The sequence below is a fragment of the Streptococcus pasteurianus genome (assembly GCF_004843545.1).
Classification (GTDB): Bacteria; Bacillota; Bacilli; order Lactobacillales; family Streptococcaceae; genus Streptococcus; species Streptococcus pasteurianus.
This window is the reverse complement of record NZ_CP039457.1, coordinates 1999844-2023398: the sequence shown is the minus strand read 5'-3', so window position 1 is coordinate 2023398 and position 23555 is coordinate 1999844. Positions and strand designations below refer to the sequence as shown.

The 23555-nt window shown below is 36.7% G+C and carries 22 protein-coding genes; 20 read left to right on the top strand and 2 right to left on the bottom strand.

Annotation, left to right across the window (positions count from 1 at the left end; all coding sequences use genetic code 11):
• Nucleotides 1-164 precede the first annotated feature (164 nt).
• From E8M05_RS10580 to E8M05_RS10490, 19 genes are all read left to right on the top strand, one after another.
• Entirely contained in the window at nt 165-1625 is a 1461-nt protein-coding gene (locus E8M05_RS10580) for a PTS ascorbate transporter subunit IIC (protein ID WP_003066778.1), read from the top strand.
• A 73-nt stretch (nt 1626-1698) separates the two neighbouring features.
• The gene (locus tag E8M05_RS10575) at nt 1699-1980 is read left to right on the top strand and encodes a PTS sugar transporter subunit IIB (RefSeq protein WP_003066776.1); all 282 of its coding nucleotides are present in this window, start codon (nt 1699-1701) and stop codon (nt 1978-1980) included.
• Between the two features lie 227 nt (nt 1981-2207).
• A complete protein-coding gene (locus E8M05_RS10570; protein WP_013852310.1) occupies nt 2208-2693 on the top strand; it encodes a PTS sugar transporter subunit IIA in 486 nt (161 codons plus the stop codon).
• Between the two features lie 42 nt (nt 2694-2735).
• Nucleotides 2736-3401 (top strand): 3-keto-L-gulonate-6-phosphate decarboxylase UlaD, encoded by a 666-nt coding sequence (locus E8M05_RS10565; protein WP_048790994.1) that lies wholly within the window; start codon nt 2736-2738, stop codon nt 3399-3401.
• A 3-nt stretch (nt 3402-3404) separates the two neighbouring features.
• Nucleotides 3405-4268: an L-ribulose-5-phosphate 3-epimerase gene (locus tag E8M05_RS10560; protein ID WP_048790995.1), complete on the top strand. Its 864-nt coding sequence runs from the start codon at nt 3405-3407 to the stop codon at nt 4266-4268.
• Nucleotides 4268-4978, top strand: coding sequence for an L-ribulose-5-phosphate 4-epimerase (locus tag E8M05_RS10555; RefSeq protein WP_003066767.1), 711 nt, complete (start codon nt 4268-4270; stop codon nt 4976-4978). The genes E8M05_RS10560 and E8M05_RS10555 overlap by 1 nt, the downstream gene beginning before the upstream one ends.
• A 239-nt stretch (nt 4979-5217) precedes the next feature.
• Nucleotides 5218-6876 (top strand): BglG family transcription antiterminator, encoded by a 1659-nt coding sequence (locus E8M05_RS10550; RefSeq protein ID WP_013852308.1) that lies wholly within the window; start codon nt 5218-5220, stop codon nt 6874-6876.
• 333 nt (nt 6877-7209) lie between these two features.
• Entirely contained in the window at nt 7210-9285 is a 2076-nt protein-coding gene (locus tag E8M05_RS10545; protein WP_061100170.1) for a BglG family transcription antiterminator, read from the top strand.
• Between the two features lies 1 nt (nt 9286).
• Nucleotides 9287-9595, top strand: coding sequence for a PTS sugar transporter subunit IIB (locus E8M05_RS10540; protein ID WP_061100171.1), 309 nt, complete (start codon nt 9287-9289; stop codon nt 9593-9595).
• A gap of 26 nt (nt 9596-9621) precedes the next feature.
• Nucleotides 9622-10905 (top strand): PTS sugar transporter subunit IIC, encoded by a 1284-nt coding sequence (locus tag E8M05_RS10535; protein ID WP_061100172.1) that lies wholly within the window; start codon nt 9622-9624, stop codon nt 10903-10905.
• A gap of 38 nt (nt 10906-10943) precedes the next feature.
• Nucleotides 10944-11330 carry a tetratricopeptide repeat protein gene (locus E8M05_RS10530; protein ID WP_061100173.1) on the top strand — a complete coding sequence of 129 codons (387 nt, stop codon included), beginning with the start codon at nt 10944-10946 and terminating at the stop codon, nt 11328-11330.
• 11 nt (nt 11331-11341) lie between these two features.
• Nucleotides 11342-12199 carry a class II fructose-bisphosphate aldolase gene (locus tag E8M05_RS10525; RefSeq protein ID WP_061100174.1) on the top strand — a complete coding sequence of 286 codons (858 nt, stop codon included), beginning with the start codon at nt 11342-11344 and terminating at the stop codon, nt 12197-12199.
• 10 nt (nt 12200-12209) lie between these two features.
• Nucleotides 12210-12812: an AAA family ATPase gene (locus E8M05_RS10520; protein ID WP_061100175.1), complete on the top strand. Its 603-nt coding sequence runs from the start codon at nt 12210-12212 to the stop codon at nt 12810-12812.
• Between the two features lie 209 nt (nt 12813-13021).
• Nucleotides 13022-14113 carry an L-ascorbate 6-phosphate lactonase gene (gene ulaG / locus E8M05_RS10515; RefSeq protein ID WP_013852305.1) on the top strand — a complete coding sequence of 364 codons (1092 nt, stop codon included), beginning with the start codon at nt 13022-13024 and terminating at the stop codon, nt 14111-14113.
• A 61-nt stretch (nt 14114-14174) separates the two neighbouring features.
• Nucleotides 14175-14822 (top strand): fructose-6-phosphate aldolase, encoded by a 648-nt coding sequence (fsa, locus tag E8M05_RS10510; protein ID WP_013852304.1) that lies wholly within the window; start codon nt 14175-14177, stop codon nt 14820-14822.
• A 40-nt stretch (nt 14823-14862) separates the two neighbouring features.
• Entirely contained in the window at nt 14863-16833 is a 1971-nt protein-coding gene (gene tkt / locus E8M05_RS10505; protein WP_013852303.1) for a transketolase, read from the top strand.
• Nucleotides 16834-17051: 218 nt separating this feature from the next.
• Nucleotides 17052-17996 carry an AEC family transporter gene (locus E8M05_RS10500; RefSeq protein WP_013852302.1) on the top strand — a complete coding sequence of 315 codons (945 nt, stop codon included), beginning with the start codon at nt 17052-17054 and terminating at the stop codon, nt 17994-17996.
• Between the two features lie 401 nt (nt 17997-18397).
• Nucleotides 18398-21034, top strand: a complete 2637-nt coding sequence (gene polA / locus E8M05_RS10495; protein ID WP_013852301.1) for a DNA polymerase I — start codon at nt 18398-18400, stop codon at nt 21032-21034.
• Nucleotides 21035-21127: 93 nt separating this feature from the next.
• Nucleotides 21128-21550, top strand: coding sequence for a CoA-binding protein (locus tag E8M05_RS10490; protein ID WP_013852300.1), 423 nt, complete (start codon nt 21128-21130; stop codon nt 21548-21550).
• Nucleotides 21551-21587: 37 nt separating this feature from the next.
• Here the strand turns inward: E8M05_RS10490 and E8M05_RS10485 are convergent, their stop codons facing one another.
• Together E8M05_RS10485 and E8M05_RS10480 are read right to left on the bottom strand one after the other, a co-directional pair.
• Nucleotides 21588-22142, bottom strand: a complete 555-nt coding sequence (locus tag E8M05_RS10485) for a PadR family transcriptional regulator (protein WP_003066747.1) — start codon at nt 22140-22142, stop codon at nt 21588-21590.
• 64 nt (nt 22143-22206) lie between these two features.
• Nucleotides 22207-22743 carry a phenolic acid decarboxylase gene (locus E8M05_RS10480; RefSeq protein ID WP_003066744.1) on the bottom strand — a complete coding sequence of 179 codons (537 nt, stop codon included), beginning with the start codon at nt 22741-22743 and terminating at the stop codon, nt 22207-22209.
• A 269-nt stretch (nt 22744-23012) separates the two neighbouring features.
• Here E8M05_RS10480 and perR point away from each other — a divergent pair, with 269 nt between their 5' ends.
• Nucleotides 23013-23510, top strand: a complete 498-nt coding sequence (gene perR / locus E8M05_RS10475; RefSeq protein ID WP_003066743.1) for a peroxide-responsive transcriptional repressor PerR — start codon at nt 23013-23015, stop codon at nt 23508-23510.
• Nucleotides 23511-23555 lie beyond the last annotated feature (45 nt).

Here is a 23555-nt window from a genome sequence, read left to right as displayed (position 1 = left end):
TTTAGAAATGTTAATAGATAAGAGAAAATCAGGGAATTGCTGCATATGGTTCAGTACATTTTTGCACACTTCCTTGTGTTTTTTTTGCCCTTTTTGTTTGCGCTTACATTTTCTATAATAAACATAAAGAAATTACAAAACTAATATAGAAAAGGAGTAATCTCATGGATTTCCTATTATCAATTCTTAACTGGTTTTCACAAAATATTTTGCAAAAACCAGCGTTCTTTGTAGGTATCTTGGTTTTAATCGGATATATTCTTTTGAAGAAACCTTGGTATGATGTGTTTGCTGGATTTGTTAAGGCAACAGTAGGTTACATGATTTTAAATGTAGCTTCTGCGGGACTTGTTAGCACATTCCGTCCAATTCTTGCGGCATTGAATTATCGTTTTAATATTGGTGCGGCAGTTATTGACCCTTACTTTGGTTTGACGGCGGCTAATAATTATATTATGGATAATTTCCCTAAATTCGTTGGGACAGCAACAACAGCTTTGTTGATTGGTTTTTTCTTAAATATCTTCTTGGTGGCGTTTCGTAAGATTACAAAGGTGCGTACTTTGTTTATCACTGGTCATATCATGGTTCAGCAAGCAGCTACGGTTACTTTGATGATTATTCTATTGATTCCAAGCTTCCGCAATCAATTTTGGGGAACGTTGGCAGTAGGTATTGTTTGTGGGCTTTATTGGGCTGTTAGTTCAAATATGACTGTTGAGCCAACACAACGTTTGACTGGTGGCGGTGGGTTCGCTATTGGACACCAACAACAATTTGCTATTTGGTTTGTTGATAAGATTGCTCCGAAAATTGGGAAAAAAGAAGAAAATCTTGATAATCTTAAATTACCAACTTTCTTGAATATTTTCCATGATACTGTCGTCGCTTCTGCGACATTAATGTTGGTATTCTTTGGTGCCATTCTCTATATTTTGGGACCAGATATCATGTCAAATGCAGACGTTATCACATCTGGTACGGTTTATAATCCTGCAAGTCAATCGTTCTTTATGTATGTGATTGAGACATCGTTCACTTTCTCAGTTTATCTTTTCATTTTGATGCAGGGTGTACGTATGTTCGTTGCTGAGTTGACGAATGCTTTCCAAGGAATTTCAAGTAAGCTTCTTCCTGGTTCATTCCCAGCGGTCGATGTTGCAGCATCATTTGGCTTTGGTTCACCTTCAGCGGTACTGTTTGGTTTTGCGACAGGTCTTATTGGACAGTTGATTACCATTCTCTTATTGATTATTTTCAAAAATCCAGTTCTGATTATCACAGGATTTGTGCCAGTATTTTTTGATAATGCGGCTATCGCTGTTTACGCTGATAAACGTGGTGGTTGGAAAGCTGCGGTTGTCCTTTCTTTCCTATCTGGTGTTATTCAAGTGGCACTTGGTGCCGTTGCGGTATCACTTCTTAATCTCGGTGCATATGGTGGTTACCATGGCAATATTGACTTTGAAATTCCGTGGGTTCCATTTGCTTATCTTTTCAAATATGCTGGTGCGATTGGTTATGCTATTGTCTGCCTCTTCTTGCTTGCAATCCCTCAAATTCAGTTTGCAAGAGCAAAAGACAAGGAAGCTTACTATGCTGGTCAAGTTCAGCCTGAAGAGTAACAGTTTAAAAAGTAAATGCTATTTATAATGCTTTTCTATAAAGAAAAAAAGAATTCAAACGGAGGAAAATAAAATGGTTAAAGTTCTTACAGCATGCGGTAATGGTATGGGTTCATCTATGGTTATCAAAATGAAAGTTGAAAATGCACTTCGTCAACTTGGTGTTAGTAATATCGAATCAGCTTCTTGTTCGGTTGGAGAAGCTAAAGGCTTGGCAGCTAATTACGACATTGTAGTCGCTTCAAATCACTTGATTCATGAATTAGATGGTCGTACTAGCGGTAAATTGATTGGTCTTGATAATTTGATGGACGATAATGAAATAAAAACAAAATTGGAAGCAGCTTTAAAATAATTTAGAACTTGGATTCATAAAGGTGGCATTTTCAGGTGACAGATGATTTCCACCAATCTAGGAAGAATTTTGCAGGAATAATGGATGTCTTAAAAAACTTTAACGACGAGTAACAGAAAGCAACTTTCTAGATGGAATGTCATCTATGAATATAAGTTCTGGACATGGGTGTTTTCAGACAAACGAAAACACCCACGATTTTTGATAAGTATGAAAGGAAGCAGTTTATGAATTTGAAACAAGCTTTGATTGATAATGATTCTATTCGGCTAGGGGTGACAGCATCAGATTGGAAAGAGGCGGTTAAGTTAGCGGTTGAACCTCTGGTTGAAAGTGGTGCAGTTAAGGCAGAATATTATGATGCTATTATCGCATCCACGGCTCAGTATGGTCCGTATTATATTTTGATGCCAGGTATGGCGATGCCTCATGCGCGTCCAGAAGCTGGTGTACAACGTGATGCCTTTTCGTTAATCACATTGACTCATCCTGTTAAATTTCAAGACGGTAAAGAAGTTTCTGTACTCCTTGCCTTGGCAGCTACGAGTTCAAAAATCCATACTTCGGTAGCTATTCCGCAGATTATTGCGCTTTTTGAGTTAGAAAATTCAGTAGAACGTCTACAATCTTGTCAGACCAAAGAAGAAGTGTTGGCTATGATTGATGAATCAAAGGACAGTCCGTATTTGGAAGGCTTGGATTTAGAGAGTTAATATCACATTTTTAAAACTAGCAATGAAGAGAAAGGAAATATGATGACAAAACAATTACCAAATTTACAAGTTGCTCTTGATCATTCTGATTTGAAAGGAGCTATTGCAGCTGCCGTTTCGGTTGGCAATGAAGTTGATATTATTGAGGCTGGGACAGTATGTCTTTTGCAAGTCGGCAGCGAGTTAGTCGAAGTGCTTCGTAATCTTTTTCCAGATAAATGGATTGTGGCGGATACTAAATGTGCAGATGCTGGTGGAACAGTCGCTAAAAATAATGCTGTACGCGGAGCAGACTGGATGACTTGTATTTGCTGTGCTACCATTCCAACCATGAAAGCTGCACGTAAGGCCATTGAAGAAGTGCGTGGTGAACGTGGTGAGATTCAAGTTGAACTTTATGGCGATTGGACTTATGAGCAAGCACAACAATGGCTTGATGCGGGGATTTCACAAGTTATTTATCACCAATCGCGTGATGCGCTCCTTGCTGGTGAAACTTGGGGTGAAAAGGATTTAAATAAAGTTAAAAAGCTTATTGATATGGGCTTTCGCGTATCTGTGACTGGCGGTCTTAGTGTTGACACACTCAAACTCTTTTCTGGTGTAGATGTTTTCACTTTTATTGCAGGTCGTGGTATTACAGAAGCAGCAGATCCAGCTGCGGCAGCGCGTGATTTTAAAAATGAAATCAAACGTATTTGGGGGTAGGCTATGACGCGTCCAATTGGTATTTATGAAAAGGCGACTCCTAAGAATTTTACATGGAGAGAACGTCTAGCGTTTGCAAAAGAACTCGGCTTTGATTTTGTTGAAATGTCGGTAGATGAATCGGATAGCCGTTTGGCACGTCTGGATTGGACAAAAAAAGAGCGTTTGGATGTTGTTCAAGCTATTTACGAAACAGGTATTCGGATTCCAAGTATTTGCTTTTCGGGGCATCGTCGTTATCCTCTTGGGTCTAATGACCCTAAAACTGAAGCAACATCGCTTGAAATGATGAAAAAATGTATTGAATTAGCGCAAGACCTTGGTGTTCGTACCATTCAATTGGCGGGGTATGATGTTTATTACGAAGAAAAGTCCCCAGAAACACGCGCTCGTTTTATCAAAAATCTCAGGAAAGCTTGTGATTGGGCTGAAGAAGCTCAAGTTATTCTAGCGATTGAAATTATGGATGACCCTTTTCTCAATTCTATTGAAAAATACTTGGCTGTGGAAAAGGAAATTGATTCGCCTTATCTCTTTGTTTATCCAGATACTGGCAATGTATCAGCTTGGCATAATGACCTTTGGAGTGAATTCTACAACGGTCATAAGTCCATTGCTGCCTTGCATTTAAAAGATACTTATGCTGTCACTGAAAACTCCAAAGGGCAGTTTCGTGATGTCCCATTTGGGGACGGCTGTGTTGATTGGGAGGCTATGTTTGCTATTCTCAAGAAAACAAACTATAACGGTCCATTTTTGATTGAAATGTGGTCGGAAAATTGTGCGACAGTTGAGGAAACAAAACAAGCTATTCAAGTCGCAAAAGACTTTTTATTACCAAAAATTGAGAAAGCGGGGTTACGTTAATGTTAGTTCCTGAATTACGTCAACGTGTTTATAAAGCTAATATGGATTTACCAGTGCATGGTTTGGTCAAATTTACATGGGGAAATGTGTCAGCTATTGACCGTGAAAAAGGATTGATTGTTATCAAACCTTCAGGGGTACCTTATGAAGAATTATCTCCAGAAAATATGGTGGTGTCAGATTTAGAGGGAAATGTGGTTGAGGGTGACTTGAATCCGTCATCTGATTTACCAACGCATGTAGAGCTGTACAAAGCATTTGCAGAAGTTGGTGGGATTGTTCATACCCATTCAACAGAAGGAGTCGCTTGGGCGCAAGCAGGGCGAGATATTCCTTGTTATGGGACCACACATGCAGATACATTTTATGGTGCTATTCCGTGTGCGCGTGCACTTACTCCAGAAGAAATCAATGGTGCTTATGAAAAAGAAACTGGGAAAGTGATTATTGAAGAGTTTCAAAAACGCTCCCTTGACCCAATGGCTGTTGCGGGGGTTACTGTTCGTAATCATGGACCATTTTCTTGGGGAAAAGACGAACAAGCAGCTGTTTATAACGCTGTCGTTCTTGAAGAGACAGCTCGTATGGCACGTTACACAGAAGGCATCAATCCAGATGTCAAAGAAGTGCCACAAGCGCTCAAAGATAAACATTATCTCCGTAAACATGGAAAAAATGCCTATTACGGACAAAAAAGTCTGACACATTAAACCAATGTTTTTATCCAATATTTACAATAGAAGTGACGGCGTGAAATAATTAGTCTGAACGACTGATTTTTGCGTCTCTTCTTTTTTTACAGGTTTTACAGGAAGTACATTATTTGGTATAAAAATATATTCATCAACAAGCTTGATTGGAATATTTGAAAGTAATGTAATGGAAAATTCTACTAGAAAAAGTCTTTGTGATACAATAGGTCTACATAGATATGGAGGAGCTGGTTATCATGCTAGATAAAAAAAGTTATGATCTTCTTTCTTGCTTACTGACTTTGACCGAGCCAGAGACAGTGACGACTATTTCTAAAGTATTAAATCAGTCACGTCGAAGAATTTACTATCATTTAGATAAAATCAATGATGCTTTGCCAGAGGAAATTGAGAAAATTATTCCTTACCCACGAATCGGAATCCTTCTCAATGATGAACAGCGCCAAGCGTGTCGTACCATGATGGGGGAACTAGACGGCTATTCCTATGTGATGAGTGTGGAAGAACGGTTAGAATTAAGTTTACTATACATTGCAGTTTCTAAGGAAAGAGTAACAATTGATAAACTGATGAAACTGACAGATGTCTCTCGTAATACTATTCTTAACGATTTGAACGATATTCGTCAGAAATTATCAGACGAAGAATATGACATTAGGCTTCGTGTATCAAAAGCACGTGGTTACTATTTAGCATGTCACCCCTTGTCTAAAATACAGTTTTTATATCGCCTGCTTTACAGAGTTTACACAAAGGATAATGAAAAGTTTATTGCGATTATTCGAAAACGTATTATCAATTTATCAGAGGTAATGCCCTATTTTTCTGATGACATCAATGATTATCTTTATACAGAATTGTCAACGATTGAAGAACGCTTGGGTAAAAGACTGAATTCCAAAGACTTGAATTTTATGGTGAAAATTTTGCCCTATCTCTTGTTGAGTTACCATAGTATTGATTTTACTGCTGAAGAAAAAGAACGAGCAAGACGTGATTTTAGCCTAGCTTGGGAACGTTTAGAGTACCAAATGGCTATTAATATCGCTAAAAATTTACGAGAAAAATTTAATCTATCTTTAGATAGCATCGAGATTGGTTTGATTGCCATGTTGTTACTTTCTTTCCGAAAGACATTGGATCTTCATTTAGAAAGTACGGACTATGATGATATGCGAGAGACATTGCAACTTTTTTTGGACACATTACAAACAAAGCATCACCTTTCTTTTCGACATCCTAATGACTTGTTAAACCAACTGTTGACGCATTGTAAGGCATTGCTTTATCGTAAAACCTATGGTATTTTATCAGAAAATCCCTTAACAGAAGATATTAAAATAAAATATAGTCACCTTTTTAATCTGACTAAATCTTGTATTTATATTTTGGAAGAAGCTTGGTTAATTCAAATGACAGACGATGACATTGCTTACTTTGTCATTCATTTAGGCGGCGAGATAGAAAATCATGATGTCAGCGATAGTCAAAAAAATCATGTTGTATTAGTTTGTGATGAAGGAGTGGGTATTCAGAAATTATTAGTCAGCCAATGTAAAAAATGTCTGGAAAATTGTGAAATAGATGCTATTTTCACATTGGAACAATTTTATAGTGTTAGTGATATCATTACATCAAACATGGTTATTTCAACAAGTGATAACGTTGAGACAACATTGCCATTGTTGGTTGTTCACCCCATTTTAACGGATGAAGATATTATCAAAATGCTACATTTCATAAGAACAAAAGGAAGGCAAAAAGAAAGTCACTATGACCGTCAATTGGATAAATTGTTAAAAATTTATGTTCCAGATGATAATGAGCGCTATGGTTTAAAAAATCAAATCGAAAAAATCATTCGACAAGAATTTATTGACATTAGCTTAAATTGAGGAAGGTGGGGAGCTTATTACATTTTTATGTAATGAGCTTTTTTATTTTTTTAAGATGTTTACCTAGTTGGGTGTAATTTTTGTATTATTTTTATCCAAAAGTTAAACCAAAACAGGGGTTCATAAAGCGTTTTCGTTCTGGTAATATAACATTAAAGAAAGGGGGATGAAGCATGTTATCACAAACAATTGAATCGGTTACATTATGATAGAAATGATACATTATTTTCAATTTGATTGAGGATCTTTTTGCAGACTTTTGTTGGCAAAAAGATCTACTTTTGTTTTTTTTGTAAACGCTTTATAATTGAGTCAGATAAGGAAGTGAGAGCTATGAAGGAAAGAACCTATGCTATATTAAACAGACTGATAAATTCTGAAATACCATTATCTGTAAAGTATCTTTCTAGTGAATTTGAGGTAAGTGAAAGGACTATACGTAATGAAATAGGGACTATCAATGAATTGTTAATAGAGTATCAGTTACCTCTAGTAGAATCCATTCGCTCCAGAGGAATGCACTTAACTTTAACAAATTCTCAAATTCGCAAAATTAGGGAATTAGAAAAGAGTAAGTCTGAATTTAAGTATTTAACTCGTGAAGAGCGAGTATTAGATTTAATTTTAGGTATCGCCTTTGGAAAAGAGCCTATCTTTCTAAATAGGAAGGAGGAGATGTATCAAGTTTCGAAGTCTTCGATTGCTGAAGATATTCGTCAAGTAAGAAGAAATTTAGAATATTATCATGTGAAAGTTGTAAGTATTCCCAAGCAAGGATTGCAGTTCCAGGCAAAGGAACAATTTATAAGAGCCATGCTCTTTTCAATAATAAGTACTATTTTATTGAGCGACGATCAGGGAAAAAAGGGAATTGTCTTTAAATATCTTAATAAAGGACAGTTTAGTTACTTAGATGAAATATATAGTAAATTTATTTCAAATTTAGAAGTTAGTCACTATAGAACTAATTTTAACTTACTGGTCTATATTTGGATAGCACGCATACAACAAGGTAAATATATTTCAGAATCAGAAGAAGATGAAGGACTTGTACAACAAAATAATAAAGTTTATCGTTACATCAATGCAGTACTTAATAAAGTAGGAGTTAAAATTAATTTAGAAGAAGAAAGCTATATTTATTTCTTACTAAATACTTTAAACAGAGAAGATGACTATCGACCAATAAATTGGTTAGATTTACAATTACTAATTATGCAATTTATACAGTATGTCGAGACAGAAACAGGAATACCATTTAGTAAAAAAGAAGCTCAGCTTCAAGAAGCCTTGTATAATCATATGATTAGTATGGTAGAACGTATTAAGAATGGACTTCAATTGGTTAATCCTCTGAGGGATAAGATAAAGCAAACATATGGCGTTGTTTATAAAGTTGTTGAATCGTATTTAAAAACTAATGAAAGTGAATTTGGTGGTTCAATTACTGAAGATGAGATAGCATTTTTGACAATTCATTTTTCTACTGCCTTAAGTGAGATAAATCAAAATAATAAATACTGGTATAGAGCAATAGTTATTTGTAACCATGGTATTGCTACTGGTCGTCTTCTAGCTGAGAATTTAAAAGAATACTTTAATATTGAGGTTTTAGCGGTACTTAGTAGCAGAGAAATTAACTTGGTTAAGAAATTTGATGTTGATTTAGTCTTCTCGACAGTAAAAATGAGCTATAATTCTAAGCCAATAATGATTTTGGATACTATCTTTAATGATGAAACTAAAATATTAGTTAAGCACTTTTTAGAAAGTAATAGTCAATATAGAAGGTTGATTACTACCAGAAATGATTATACTGAGATGTTTCAAAAGTTACTTAAAATGGTTGAACAGACTTTTGGTGAGATAAGCAATAACTTCTATGGAGATTTGGAGAAACTATTTCATAAAAATCAATTAGAAATAAATAAGAGGGAGGTACAACCTATGATTCAAGATATATTATCTGATGATAATATTTTATTGGAAACAGAAGAATTTACTTGGCAAGAAGCAATAAAAAAAGTTGCTGAGCCATTACTTAGTAAAGAAATTATTACAGGTGATTATATTCAAGCTATGATTGAAAGTGTTGAAGAGTATGGTCCTTATATTGTTATTGGTCCCCACTTAGCTTTAGCTCATGCAAGACCAGAGGATGGCTCATTGAAGTTAGGTTTGAGTTTATCTATTTTTGAAAAACCTGTTGTATTTGGTCATGAGTTTAATGACCCTGTAAAAGTTATGTTTTGTTTATCAGCCATTGATTCTTACTCACATTTGAATGTAATGAAGAGGCTAGTAAATCTTATTAGAGAAGAAGACAATCTTATTAAATTAACCGAAGCAAAAAGTATTAAAACTGTAAAAGAAATTTTATTTAACGAAGCTATAGAGGAGGAAAAATAGTATGGCTAAAACATTGAATATTTTATTTGTTTGTGGAGCTGGCTTAGGTTCAAGTTTTGCTGCTCAAATGGCAGCAGAGGATGTCTTAAATAGACACCATATTAATGCTAAGTTGGATCATGTGGATATCTCAACAGCCGCTTCTGTGAGCCCAGATATTATTATTACAGCTCAAAATTTTGAAAAACAATTTGCACAATTTGAAATTGATGAAGAAAAGACATCAGTTATTTTCTTAAAAAATATTGTTTCTAGTAAAGAGATTGAAGAAAAATTATTACCTGTTTTAAAAGAGCGTAATTTTATTTAATTCTATAATATAGGAGGAATTCTATTATGGGAGTTATAAATTTTATAATTGATAACATCTTAACGCAGGCTTCAATAACAATTGCGTTGATTGCTTGTCTGGGTCTTATCTTGCAAAAAAAATCAGTAGGTCAAGTAATTTCAGGAACGATGAAAACTTTACTAGGTTTTCAAGTGTTGAGTGCCGGTTCAAGTGTTATACAAACTAGCTTGACATACTTTGGTGAAATTTTCCAAAAAGCTTTCCATACACAGGGGATTGTTCCCTCTATTGAAGCTATTAATGGTCAAGCGATGAATAATCTGGGGCTTGGCAGTGATATAGCGCTAACGTTCTTGACTATTTTCATTTGTAATATTTTGATTGCTCGTTTTACCAAGTGGAAGTATATATTTTTAACGGGTCAGGCTTTGCTTTGGATGGCAACTATGACTACGGTATTTGGTTACTTTGCAGGGTTGCGAGGCTTAGTTTTAATTATTATTGGCGGTATTGTAGGTGGTATCTTTAGTGTGGCAATGCCAGCAATTGCACAACCTATTATTCGTCAAGTAACAGGAAATAATGATATAGCACTTGGTCACTTTTGTACTATTGGATATTTATTTGAAGCGGGCATTGCTAAGATTTTTGGAGAGCGTAGCGAAAATAGGAAGTCTATTGAAGATATCGAGATGCCCAAAGCATTTGAGTTTCTTCAAGATACTTATTTATCAGTTATGGTAGTTATGATCCCTCTTTATCTTATTACTGCTGCATTTGCTGGTTCAGGAGCAGTTGATACAGGAGATACCAATTTCATGATGTATGCCTTTTTGCAAGCAATTCAATTTGTAGTAGGTATTTATATCCTTCTTGCAGGTGTTCGTCTTCTTCTTGGTGAAATTGTACCAGCATTTCGTGGTATTGCAATGAAATTAGTGCCTGATGCTATTCCAGCATTGGATTGTCCAGTGTTCTTCCCTTATTCACCAAATGCAGTTATTCTTGGTTTTATTACCACAACAATTGGTACTGTAGTTGCAATGTTTGTATTACCAATGTTTGGTTTAGCAATGATTCTCCCTGGTATGCTTACTAACTTCTTTGCTGGTGGTACTGCAGGTATATTTGGGAATGCAGTAGGTGGACGTCGGGGCGCAATCATTGGTGGTATTGCACATGGCTTCTTCATTACACTTTTGCCAGCTTTATTAGTAACAGCTTTTAATACCCTTGGTTTTACGAATGCCACTGCAACTGATGTTGACACAGTAACAGCAGCTCTATTGTACTATTGGATTTTGAGTCCTATCTTTAAACTATTCTAGTTGATGGATTAACAAAGAAATTGTGAGGTGCTAAATAAATGTTTGATTTTTTTAAGAAGAAAAGTCCGAAAAAAATTGAGGAAAAAACTTTCAGTTTTACAGAAGAAGAAATTAGGAACTTCAACTCAGAAATAGAACAGCAACTAGCTATAAAAGAATATCATTTAGAAGATGCAGTTTACTTTGAAAATTTAGGATTGTTGTATGATAAAGTTTCTGAAACGGACGAAGCAATTGAGAGTTTAGAAAGAAGCCTTGAAATAGAACCTTCTATGGGAGATGGATATAAAAGGTTGATGTCTCTATATAATCTTAAAAGAAAGGAAGCTGCAGTAGCTCATGACGACGAACTCATTGAATATTATATGGGGAAAATGGATGAGATGCGTAATATTGCGAAAAAACTTACACTAACAGCAAAATAGGAGAAATTGATATGTACAAAAATTTAAAAGAAATTACAGACTATGCTGACCGTTTAAACATGACAGTAGGTGCGTTTAATATGCATAATTTAGAAATGCTCCCTGACATGATTCGCGCTGCAAAAGAAGTTGGTGTTCCGATTGTTATCCAAACTAGTATTGATACTGCTAAATATATTGGATATGATGTCATTGTTGCTGTATGTAAACAAATGGCAGATAATAATTTGGTAGATGTCGCATTACATTTGGATCATGCACGAGATTTTGATGCAATTAAAGATGCAATTGAAGCAGGTTATTCAAGTGTTATGTTTGATGGATCTAACCTACCATTTAAAGAAAATATTGCTAAAACTAAAGCTGTTGTTAATTATGCACATAAAAGAGGTGTTTCTGTTGAAGGAGAGCTAGGTACTATTGGGGGGACTGAAGAAGGTATTTCAGTGGCAGAAGATGATAAAGAATACACTAGACCTAAAGATGCGGTTACATTTGTTTCTGAGACAGGAGTAGATGCATTGGCAGTAGGTATTGGTACAAACCATGGTCAGTTTAAATCAAAAACAAATGTTAAAGTATCTCTTCTTAAAGAAATTCATAGTGTGGTAGATGTGCCGTTGGTCATTCATGGTGGTACAGGTGTTAAAGAAGAAGATTATTCTGAACTAATTAATAATGGGATTCGTAAGTTTAACGTTGGTACTGAACTATTAGTCAATTGGACTGATACTGCTAAAGAAAAATTTGGTGCAACTGAGGTAAACAAATCACTCCGTCATAATATTATTCCTTGTAATGAAAAAGTTAAAGAAATTGTTAAACATAAACTTACCTTATTTATGAATATAGACAGTTCTTTAAAATAAGGAGAGTCTCATGAAAAAAACATTGATTTTGATTGCAGGACCTCCAGCAACTGGGAAAACATATTTAGTTAACTTAATTACAGAAATTCAGCCCAAATTATATAAAATTACTCCTGATGAACTTAAAGAGGATATTGCTGATAGTAAGGGATTTAATAATCTTGTTGAGAAAGCAAGTTTGGAAAACATTGTTTGGAAAGCATATTATCAAGCAATTGATGCCTATATGATGGTAGGTAAGAAAGTAATTTTGAGTGAGTACCCATTCTCAAATAAACAAAAATCACAATTAAATGAGTTAGCAAAAAAGTATTCTTATGATATCTTAACGGTAAGGTTAGTTGCTGATTTTGAAGTTCTTTGGGAAAGACGCCTTAAGCGTGATAGGGAGGAAGATAGGCACTTAAGTCATATTATGACACACTATCATTTCGGAGATACACTTGATAATAGAGAACTAGCTGATAACCAAATCACAAAAGTTGAATTTCAAAATATAGTTGATGTTAGAGATTATAACCATTTTAAATTAGGAAAGCTATTCGAATTCAATGTCAGTGACTTTAGTAAAGTTGATTATTCACCTCTTTTAAGTTACTTAGCTGAGCTGTAAATTAAGTGTTAAATATATTTTGAAAAGAAAAATTAGTTTTTGTTGGATATATATTTTAGAAAATCAATAGTAAAACCCTATAGCTAAAAACTTTCAGCCCAAAAATGAACACATCATCGTGTAATACTTGGTCTTTTTTGGAATCGCTTTCTAGACTATACTGTTATTGTAAATGAATAACGTAACAACACAAATAGGAGGAAAGCAAAATGGCTAATGTTAAAGACATCACACGTGAATCATGGATTTTAAATACTTTTCCTGAATGGGGAACTTGGCTCAACGAAGAAATTGAAGAAGAAGTCGTTCCTGAAAATAATTTTGCTATGTGGTGGTTAGGTAATTGTGGTGTTTGGATTAAGACACCAGGAGGTGCAAATATTGTTATGGACCTCTGGTCAAATCGAGGAAAATCAACCAAGAAAGTCAAAGATATGGTTTGGGGACATCAAATGGCAAATATGGCGGGGGTTCGTAAATTACAACCAAACTTGCGCGTGCAACCAATGGTTATTGACCCATTTGCCATTAATGAATTGGATTACTACCTCGTCTCTCACTTCCATAGCGACCATATTGATATCAATACCGCTGCTGCCATTGTAAACAATCCAAAACTTGACCACGTTAAATTTGTGGGACCTTATGAATGTGGGGAAATTTGGAAAAAATGGGGTGTTCCAGAAGAACGTATCATTATTATCAAACCAGGAGAAAGCTTTGAATTTAAAGATGTTAAAGTGACTGCTGTTGAATCTTTTGACCGTACGTGTCTTGTGACGCTTCCTGTTGATGGTGCCAAGGAAAATAATGATAGTCTGAAAGGACTTGCTGTGACAGATGAAGAGATGGCACGTAAGGCAGTTAATTACATCTTTGAAACACCAGGTGGAACGATTTATCATGGTGCCGATTCACATTTTTCAAATTATTTTGCAAAACATGGTAAGGACTTCGACATTGACGTTGCGATTAACAATTATGGGGACAACCCAATTGGCATTCAAGACAAGATGACATCAATTGACCTTCTTCGCATGGCTGAAAATCTTCGTGCCAAGGTTATCATTCCAGTGCATTATGATATCTGGTCAAACTTTATGGCTTCAACGGATGAAATCCTTGCTCTCTGGAAGATGCGCAAAGAACGCCTACAATATCAGTTCCACCCATTTATCTGGGAAGTTGGTGGTAAATATGTCTATCCACAAGATAAAGACCGTATTGAATATCACCACCCACGTGGTTTTGATGATGTGTTTGAGCACGATTCAAATATCCAGTTTAAAGCTTTACTTTAGTAGGATAAAGGGTTGTTATCAGCCCTTTATTTTATCAGAAAAAATGAAAAGGAGACAAACAATGAAATTTTTCTTAGATACAGCTGATGTTTCGGCGATTAAAACGATTAATGAACTAGGTGTCGTGGACGGTGTCACGACTAATCCAACGATTATTTCCCGTGAAGGGCGTGATTTTGAGACGGTTATCAAGGAAATTTGCCAGATTGTTGACGGTCCCGTATCGGCAGAAGTCACAGGCGTAACAGCTGAAGAAATGATTACTGAAGCGCGTGATATTGCTAAATGGGCAGATAATATTGTGGTCAAAATTCCGATGACAATGGAAGGGTTGAAAGCAGTCAATGTGCTTTCAAAAGAAAACATTAAAACCAACGTCACTCTTATTTTTACGGTATCTCAAGGGCTTATGGCTATCAAAGCTGGTGCAACCTTTATCAGTCCATTTGTTGGACGTCTGGAAGACATCGGTACAGATGCTTACCAATTGATTTCAGATTTGCGAGAAATCATTGATTTTTATGGCTTTGAGACGGAAATCATTGCAGCAAGTATTCGTAATACAGTTCATGTTGAGAACGTTGCGAAACGAGGTGCTCATATTGCTACCATTCCAGATGCTGTTTTTGATAAAATGACCAAACACCCTTTGACGGATTCAGGGTTAACACAGTTTATGCAGGATTGGAAAATTTTTAAGGGTGAATAATCCTAAAAGTTAGCAGAATGATTTCACAAGGAGAATTATTATGTCACAATTATCTGTTAATGCCATTCGTTTTTTAGGAATTGATGCCATTGAAAAAGCCAAATCAGGTCATCCAGGAGTCGTTATGGGAGCTGCTCCAATGGCATACAGTCTTTACACTAAACATTTGCGTGTCAATCCTGCTGTTTCAAACTGGATTAATCGCGACCGCTTCATTTTATCAGCAGGGCATGGTTCAATGTTGCTTTATGCTCTTCTTCATTTGTCAGGATTCGACGTTACGATTGATGATTTGAAACATTTTCGTCAATGGGGGTCAAAAACGCCAGGTCATCCCGAATACGGTCATACTGATGGTGTGGATGCAACCTCTGGACCACTAGGTCAAGGGATTTCTATGGCTGTCGGACTAGCACAGGCGGAACGTTTCTTAGCTGCAAAATACAATAAACCAGATTTTCCAATTTTCAATCACTATACCTATGTTATCGCTGGTGACGGTGACTTTATGGAAGGAGTGTCTGGCGAAGCATCGTCTTACGCAGCTAAACAGCAATTGAATAAGTTGATTGTTCTTTATGATTCAAATGATATTTGCCTAGATGGTGAGACAAATGCTGCTTTTACTGAAAATGTTCGTGCACGCTACAATGCTTATGGTTGGCATACTGCTATTGTTGAAGATGGCACAGATATCAATGCCATTAGTCTTGCTATCGAAGAAGCAAAAGCTTCTAACAAGCCAAGCTTGATTGAAATTAAAACAACGATTGGCTACGGTGCACCAACAAAAGGTGGAACCAATGCGGTTCACGGAGCTCCACTCGGTGCTGAAGAAATAGCTGCCACACGACGTCATCTTGGCTGGGAGTATCCACCGTTTGACGTTCCCGAAGAGGTTTATGATGATTTTAAAGAAAATGTAGAGAAGCGTGGGGTTGCAGCATATCAAAAATGGTTAGAAATGCTCGCAGCCTACAAAACAGCCTATCCAAATGAAGCTAAAGAAGTTGAAGCTATTATTAGAGGAGAGGACCCAGCAACGCTCACAGAAGCAGATTTTCCTGTTTTTGACGATGGCTTTTCACAAGCAACACGTCACTCGTCACAAGCTGCGATTAATGCGGCAGCAGCGGTTCTTCCTAATTTTCTTGGTGGCTCAGCTGACCTTGCTCATTCAAACATGACTTATATTAACGATGATGGCTTACAAGATGCTGAACATCCACTTAATCGCAATATTCAGTTTGGTGTTCGTGAGTTTGGTATGGCAACTATTTTGAATGGTATGGCACTGCATGGTGGGCTTCGCGTTTTTGGTGGGACATTCTTTGTCTTTTCTGATTATCTTAAAGCTGCCATGCGTCTGTCTGCTCTCCAAGGCTTGCCAGTTGTCTATGTTTTTACTCATGATTCCATTGCTGTTGGTGAGGACGGACCAACTCATGAGCCAATTGAACAATTATCAGGTTTGCGAGCAATTCCAAATTTGACAGTGCTTCGCCCAGCAGATGCCCGTGAAACGCAGGCTGCTTGGCACTATGCTTTGACACAAAAATCAACGCCGACAGCGCTTGTTTTAACACGTCAAAATCTAGTTGTTGAAAAAGGAACAAGTTTCACTGCCGTTGAAAAAGGTGCTTATGTTGTTTACGAGTCAAGCGCAGATTTTGATACCATTCTTTTAGCATCAGGCTCAGAAATTAATTTAGCGGTAGAAGCGGCTAAAAAATTAGTTGCCCAAGGTGGTAAGGTTCGAGTTGTTTCAGTACCGTCAACAGAATTATTTGATGACCAACCAGCAGAATATAAAGAAATGATTCTCCCAAATGCTGTTCGGAAACGTGTTGCTATTGAAATGGCGGCAACCCAACCATGGTATAAATACGTTGGCTTAGACGGCAAAGTCATCGGTATTGATACGTTTGGAGCTTCAGCACCAGCATCAGAGGTGATTGAACACTACGGTTTCACAGTTGATAATATTGTCAACACTGTCAATCACCTTTAATAATGTTTTATGATACAAAGAAAGTTCCCTATAATTTCCTCAGGAGCTTTCATACCTACTGTATTTGATTACTCCCTTAATACAGCAGTTATTTTTGCTAATATCTAACATTAAAAACGACTGGAAAACAGTCGTTTTTAAGTGATTTTTTAACCGTACTTAAGAAACCTAAGAAAATATGCTATACTGAAAATAATTAGTTTAAAAGGAAGTAAGTAATGACAACGTTTGTGAACAGTATTTCAGGTGTCTTAGTTATTTTGGTCATGGTTATGGTGGGCTATGTTTTAGCTAAAAAAGGTTGGTTTGATGACCAGACCTCCTCTTTGATTGCACAATTAGTTACCAAAGTGGCTTTACCATGTTACATGATTTATACGATTGTTGGTCGTTTCACGGCTGACGAATTGTTAAAAATGCTACCACAATTGCGTTTCCCTGCTCTTTCGATGATTATTCTGCTTGCGATTGCCATGGCGGTAGCACAGCTATTTGCTGTAGATAAAAAACATCAGGGCTTGTTTGTCTCTATGTTTTTTAATTCCAATACCATTTTTGTGGGATTGCCTATCAATCAAGCCCTTTTTGGCGATAAGAGCATTCCTTACGTTTTGGTTTATTACATGTGCAACACGACTTTCTTTTGGACGATTGGAACTTATTTTATCCAAAAAGATGGACGTCATTCTGCCACGATTGACTTTCGTGACAGTTTACGAAAAATTTTCTCACCACCGCTTTTAGGTTTTATTATTGGGGTGATTTTGGTGCTATTGAACATCCAACTGCCTGCCTTTTTACTTAGCGACTTTCAATATTTGGGCAACCTTACGATTCCGCTATCAATGATTTTTATTGGGATTTCGGTGGCAAATGCAGGGCTGTCACGTCTACGTTTTAGTAAAGACAATGTTTTGGTTCTTTTAGGACGTTTTGTTGTAGCTCCGCTGTTAATGATGGTGATTGTTAGCCACACGCAAATGCCATTACTAATGAAACAAGTCTTTATCATCCAATCAGCCATGCCTGTCATGACAAACGCTCCCGTTGTCGCAAAACTTTACGGAGCAGACGCAGATTACGCAGCTATTATGGTGACCGAATCAACCCTTCTCACCATGCTCATCGTCCCAATTTTGATGTATTTAGTGAATTATTTATAATGATAAAATGGCACTTCCAGTATAGTGGAAGTGTTTTTTTCAACACAAAAAGCCTAGCCAGAGGCTAGACTTTAAGGAGATTATGAAAAAGATACATTCACTTAGCTTGGGAGGTGCTAAAGTGAACGTTAGCTAGCAAATCTAGCTGTGAAAGTTTTAGGAATAGTTAAAGTATAAAAAGCTAGCCTTAAAGAAAACTTAAGCGAAAGATTATTTTCTACTAAAGACAGAAAAACCAGAAAATTCACCATAATCCTTGAAATCAATGCCTTTATTAATTCCAAGACAAGAAAAATGTTATAAAAGTGGAGATTGTGTGTCATTTTAGAGAAATTTGGAAAAAAGGATTTCTTCAACCTTCCAAAGCCAAATGAAAGCTCAAGATATGTTATAATAAAACCATGGAAAACAAGAAAAAATTACTTTTAATTGACGGGTCATCCGTTGCTTATCGTGCCTTTTTTGCACTGTATAATCAGATTGATCGTTTTAAAAACCGTGCTGGTTTGCATACCAATGCCATTTACGGTTTTCACCTCATGCTCAATCATTTATTAGAAAGAGTTCAGCCAACACACGTTTTGGTGGCTTTTGATGCTGGTAAGACGACTTTCCGTACAGAAATGTACAAAGATTACAAGGCAGGTCGTGCCAAAACACCAGATGAATTCCGTGAGCAATTGCCTTACATCCGTGAAATGCTTAGTGCGCTTGGCATTACTTTCTATGATTTGGAAAATTATGAAGCTGATGACATCATCGGAACATTGGATAAATTAGCTGAAAATGAGGACGAGTACGACGTTACCATTGTCAGCGGAGATAAAGACCTTATTCAATTAGCTGATAACAACACAACCGTTGAAATTTCCAAAAAAGGTGTGGCAGAATTTGAAGAATTCACCCCAGCCTACCTCATGGAAAAAATTGGAATCACCCCTAAACAATTCATTGACCTTAAAGCGCTCATGGGGGATAAATCAGATAATATCCCTGGCGTTACAAAAATTGGCGAAAAAACTGGTCTTAAATTACTCTTAGAATACGGCAGCCTTGAAGGTGTTTACGAAAACATTGACGGTATGAAAAAATCTAAGATGAAAGAAAACTTGATTAATGATAAAGAGCAAGCTTTCTTATCTAAGACTTTGGCGACTATCAATATCAGTGCACCGATTACCATTGGTTTGGACGACATCGACTATCAAGGACCAGATTTAGACAAATTAGTACCATTTTACGATGAAATGGGCTTCAAGCAATTTAAAGACAATCTAGGTGCTCCGAAGAAACAAGAAAAATTCGACGTTAGCTACACCGAGGTGGATAGCTTGAGTGCGGATATGTTCGCAGATGACCAATTTTTCTATTTTGAAATTTTAGGTGATAATTATCACGTTGAAAATATCATTGGTTTTGCTTGGGGAAATGACAAGGCGATTTATGCGTCAACCAATCTTGACCTTCTCAAGGACGATTTGTTCAAAGCAGCGCTAGCTAAACCAATCAAAACTTACGATTTCAAACGTAGCAAAGTCTTGCTTAGTCATTTTGGTGTTGATTTACCAGCGCCAGCATTTGACAGCCGTTTGGCAAAATACCTCCTATCAACGGTTGATGACAATGAACTGTCAACTATTGCACGACTTTACACGGATTATGTTTTAGATAGTGATGAAGCTGTTTATGGCAAGGGGGTTAAGCGTGCCGTTCCTGAAAAATCGGTGCTGCTCAGCCATTTAGCACGTAAGATTGTGGTTTTGAACCATTCTGAGAAAGTCATGCTAGACAAGTTGACAGAACACCAACAAGCCAGCCTTCTCTTTGACATGGAGCAACCGTTGGCAAATGTCCTTGCTAAAATGGAAATTGCAGGTATTTCGGTTAAAAAAGCAACGCTTCAAGAAATGGAAGCTTCTAATCAGGCTGTTATCGATGAGTTGACACAAGAAATTTACGATTTGGCAGGCATGGAATTTAATATCAATTCGCCAAAACAATTGGGTGAATTGCTCTTTGACAAGATGCAATTGCCAACAAGCTACACGAAGAAAACCAAGACAGGGTATTCAACAGCGGTGGATGTCTTGGAACGATTGGCGCCAATCTCGCCAATCGTGTCTAAAATTTTGGAATATCGCCAAATTGCCAAATTGCAATCAACTTATATCGTTGGTTTGCAGGATTTCATTTTGCAGGATGGTAAAATTCACACCCGTTACTTACAAGATTTGACGCAAACAGGTCGTTTGTCTAGTGTTGACCCTAACTTGCAAAACATCCCAGTACGTTTGGAACAAGGGCGCTTGATTCGTAAAGCGTTTGTCCCAGAGACAGAAGATGAAGTGCTTTTAAGTTCTGACTACTCACAAATCGAATTGCGTGTTCTGGCTCACATTTCAAATGATGAGCATTTGATTGCGGCTTTCCGTGAAGGAGCAGACATTCACACGTCAACAGCCATGCGTGTCTTTGGTATTGAAAAAACAGAAGATGTCACACCAAATGACCGTCGTAATGCTAAGGCTGTTAACTTTGGTATTGTTTACGGCATTTCGGATTATGGGCTTGCTAATAACCTCGGCATTCCACGTAAAGTGGCTAAACAATACATTGAAACGTATTTTGAACGCTATCCAGGCATTAAAAATTACATGGAGCGCGTGGTGCGTGATGCCAAAGACAAAGGTTATGTCGAAACGCTTTTCCACCGTCGCCGAGAGTTGCCAGATATTAATTCACGTAATTTCAATATTCGTCAATTTGCAGAACGCACAGCTATCAACTCACCAATCCAAGGTAGTGCAGCTGATATTCTCAAAATTGCCATGATCAACCTTGACAAAGCCTTAGTTGACGGTCAATTCAAGACAAAAATGCTTTTACAAGTACACGATGAAATCATTCTTCAAGTACCAAAAGACGAACTTGAAGCCGTTAAAACATTGGTCAAAGAAACCATGGAATCAGCGATTGACTTATCAGTACCCCTCATTGCAGACGAAAATGCAGGACAAACATGGTACGAAGCAAAATAGAAATAAAAAAACGAGCTACCAAACTTTGGTAGCTTGGTTTTTGCATTAACTATGTTATACTTAAGAAAAACGTCATACAAAGGAGGCAGCCAGATGACAACATTTCAAAATCCTAGTCAAGATGTGATTGCTGATTATTTAAAAAATGCCAAAACCATTGCTGTTGTTGGTTTATCACATCGTGAAAATAGTCCAGCTTATGGTGTTTCAAAAATCATGCAAGAAGCTGGTTATACGATTATTCCTGTCAATCCAAGATTAGCAGGACAGAAAATTTTAAACGAGACAGCTTATGCTAAACTTCAAGACGTTCCTGTCCACATTGACATTGTTGATGTTTTCAGACGAAGTGAATTTCTACCAGAAGTTGCCAAAGATTTCATTGAAACAGATGCCGACATTTTTTGGGTGCAACTTGGTCTAGAAAGTCAAGAAGCTGCTGATATTTTACAAGCCGCAGGACGTGATAAAATTGTCATGAACAAATGCATCAAGATTGAATATCAAGGCTTGTAAGCTAACAAAAAAACTGAGAGTCCGCAAAAAGCGACTCTCAGTTTTTATTCTGTTTCTGCCATTGTTGGATAGTGTCCTCAATCCAGCTCAATTGACTGCTAACACGGGAAATGGCGCGGCTTAGGATAAGGTAGTGACCGTAGGCACGCTCAATATCTTTCGAGCTTGAAAAAAGTAATTTTTCTCGCATTTTAAAATGCGCCAGCTGTTCTAGCAAAATCTGACGTTCTTCCTCTAATAAGGACAAAATTCGCGGGTTAGCTTGGTCGTGGATAAAGAACATTTTTAAAGAGAAAAGGTCCTTTTGAATAGGCGCTTCCTCGACCGTCTCCTCTAACCAGTTAGAAAGAATTGCTTCCCCCTCACTCGTTAATTGGTAATATTTTTCCTTAGCATTATCTTCAGAGGTCGTTTGTTTGAGCCAATTGTCATTGGACATACGTTTTAATTCAGGGTAAATCTGACTATGAGAAGCACGCCAAAATTCGCCAATCTCATTGTCAAATTGTTTCGTAATAGCCTGCCCAGTAATCGGTGAAGAATGTTTGACAATCCCCAAAATGATATAGGGTAAGAGACGTTCTTTAGGCATAAGACCTCCTTGTAATGAATAGTTGTTTATAACTAGTATAGCAAGAATTCGTCAGATTAGATAATTATTTTTTCCAACGTTTGTAATTATCATCAAAGTATTTCCCGTTACGAATGTCGTCTGGTAAGCCTTCGTATGGTGCTTCAGAGATGACATCTTCGTTATTTTGCCCCGCATCACCCATATAGGTAATGTGAGCAAATTCAGGAACGACTAATTTTGGATAAGTAGCGTATTTTTCGCGAGATTCTTCCATTAAATCAATGTGTTCATTTTGGAAGCAAACCGTAATTTCAGGATGTTCATGAACCCAAGCAGGAAAGAAAATCGTACCGTTCAATTTTTTCTCATTGGGCACGAAATCAAGGGCAACATCAGTACCAGTTGGTTCTGTCCAAGCAACTTTATAAACGCCTTCTGTGAGCATAACGATATTAGCTTCTTGGTCTTTGACCCAACGCCCCGCAACCATACCGCCATGAATACGATAATCAACAGTGTGTTCATTTTTAGCATACCATTCGTATTCCCAACCATTATCGTAAGTGTAAATAAAGTGAGTTCCTAAAAAATCGTCCAAAGTTTTAAATATTTTTGTCACCTGTTTTTTCTCCTTTTATTTATTTTTATGTCGTTAACGATAAATATATTATAAAACCAAAGGCAAGAAACAGTCAAGAATTTTATGTCGATATTTACAAAAAATCAAAAATAATATCTCAAAAGACAATTTCATCAATTTTTTCTAAAAAATATCTCAGTAACTTGAAATTGTCTGATTTTTATCATAAAATAGGTGAGCGTGTCTTGACATGTACTTTTTTAAACTATGTTATAATTAACTTAGTAAATTAGATAAGGAGAGCTATAATGGATGTTCACACTCACCACCGTCCTTTGGATGCCTATGAGAATGTCATTGAGCATCTCAAAAAGAAACATATCCGTATAACGGAGACTCGCAAAGCCATTATTGCTTATATTATAAATAGTCATGAGCACCCTAGTGTCGATAAAATTTATAGAGACCTATTGCCAGAACACCCTAATATGAGTTTAGCAACGGTTTATAACAATATGAAAGTATTGGTTGATGAAGGATTTGTTGCCGAGTTAAAAGTAACAAACGACACCACAACTTACTATGATTTTATGGGACATCAGCACATTAACATTGTTTGTAAAAACTGTGGTGAAATTGCTGATTTTATGGATGTTGATGCCATTGATATTGGCAAAGAAGCTTATGAACAAACAGGTTATCAAATCACAAAAATTCAACTGACAGCTTACGGCATTTGCCCAAAATGTCAAGAAAAACTAAAAGCAGCAGGCGAATTTTTTATGACTTATCGAGAGGATAAGTAAAGGTTCAAATTGGATTTTGGTCATAAACCTGAATAATATAACAAA

What these genes read in the sequence shown, in the direction of transcription:
- E8M05_RS10485 (WP_003066747.1), bottom strand. Translation starts at nt 22,142, where the DNA reads ATGCCTAAAGAACGTCTCTTACCCTATATCATTTTGGGGATTGTCAAA.
- fsa (WP_013852304.1), top strand. Translation starts at nt 14,175, where the DNA reads ATGAAATTTTTCTTAGATACAGCTGATGTTTCGGCGATTAAAACGATT.
- E8M05_RS10580 (WP_003066778.1), top strand. Translation starts at nt 165, where the DNA reads ATGGATTTCCTATTATCAATTCTTAACTGGTTTTCACAAAATATTTTG.
- E8M05_RS10550 (WP_013852308.1), top strand. Translation starts at nt 5,218, where the DNA reads ATGCTAGATAAAAAAAGTTATGATCTTCTTTCTTGCTTACTGACTTTG.
- E8M05_RS10545 (WP_061100170.1), top strand. Translation starts at nt 7,210, where the DNA reads ATGAAGGAAAGAACCTATGCTATATTAAACAGACTGATAAATTCTGAA.
- E8M05_RS10525 (WP_061100174.1), top strand. Translation starts at nt 11,342, where the DNA reads ATGTACAAAAATTTAAAAGAAATTACAGACTATGCTGACCGTTTAAAC.
- E8M05_RS10540 (WP_061100171.1), top strand. Translation starts at nt 9,287, where the DNA reads ATGGCTAAAACATTGAATATTTTATTTGTTTGTGGAGCTGGCTTAGGT.
- E8M05_RS10575 (WP_003066776.1), top strand. Translation starts at nt 1,699, where the DNA reads ATGGTTAAAGTTCTTACAGCATGCGGTAATGGTATGGGTTCATCTATG.
- E8M05_RS10490 (WP_013852300.1), top strand. Translation starts at nt 21,128, where the DNA reads ATGACAACATTTCAAAATCCTAGTCAAGATGTGATTGCTGATTATTTA.
- E8M05_RS10555 (WP_003066767.1), top strand. Translation starts at nt 4,268, where the DNA reads ATGTTAGTTCCTGAATTACGTCAACGTGTTTATAAAGCTAATATGGAT.
- E8M05_RS10570 (WP_013852310.1), top strand. Translation starts at nt 2,208, where the DNA reads ATGAATTTGAAACAAGCTTTGATTGATAATGATTCTATTCGGCTAGGG.
- E8M05_RS10535 (WP_061100172.1), top strand. Translation starts at nt 9,622, where the DNA reads ATGGGAGTTATAAATTTTATAATTGATAACATCTTAACGCAGGCTTCA.
- perR (WP_003066743.1), top strand. Translation starts at nt 23,013, where the DNA reads ATGGATGTTCACACTCACCACCGTCCTTTGGATGCCTATGAGAATGTC.
- E8M05_RS10565 (WP_048790994.1), top strand. Translation starts at nt 2,736, where the DNA reads ATGACAAAACAATTACCAAATTTACAAGTTGCTCTTGATCATTCTGAT.
- tkt (WP_013852303.1), top strand. Translation starts at nt 14,863, where the DNA reads ATGTCACAATTATCTGTTAATGCCATTCGTTTTTTAGGAATTGATGCC.
- E8M05_RS10560 (WP_048790995.1), top strand. Translation starts at nt 3,405, where the DNA reads ATGACGCGTCCAATTGGTATTTATGAAAAGGCGACTCCTAAGAATTTT.
- E8M05_RS10500 (WP_013852302.1), top strand. Translation starts at nt 17,052, where the DNA reads ATGACAACGTTTGTGAACAGTATTTCAGGTGTCTTAGTTATTTTGGTC.
- ulaG (WP_013852305.1), top strand. Translation starts at nt 13,022, where the DNA reads ATGGCTAATGTTAAAGACATCACACGTGAATCATGGATTTTAAATACT.
- polA (WP_013852301.1), top strand. Translation starts at nt 18,398, where the DNA reads ATGGAAAACAAGAAAAAATTACTTTTAATTGACGGGTCATCCGTTGCT.
- E8M05_RS10530 (WP_061100173.1), top strand. Translation starts at nt 10,944, where the DNA reads ATGTTTGATTTTTTTAAGAAGAAAAGTCCGAAAAAAATTGAGGAAAAA.
- E8M05_RS10520 (WP_061100175.1), top strand. Translation starts at nt 12,210, where the DNA reads ATGAAAAAAACATTGATTTTGATTGCAGGACCTCCAGCAACTGGGAAA.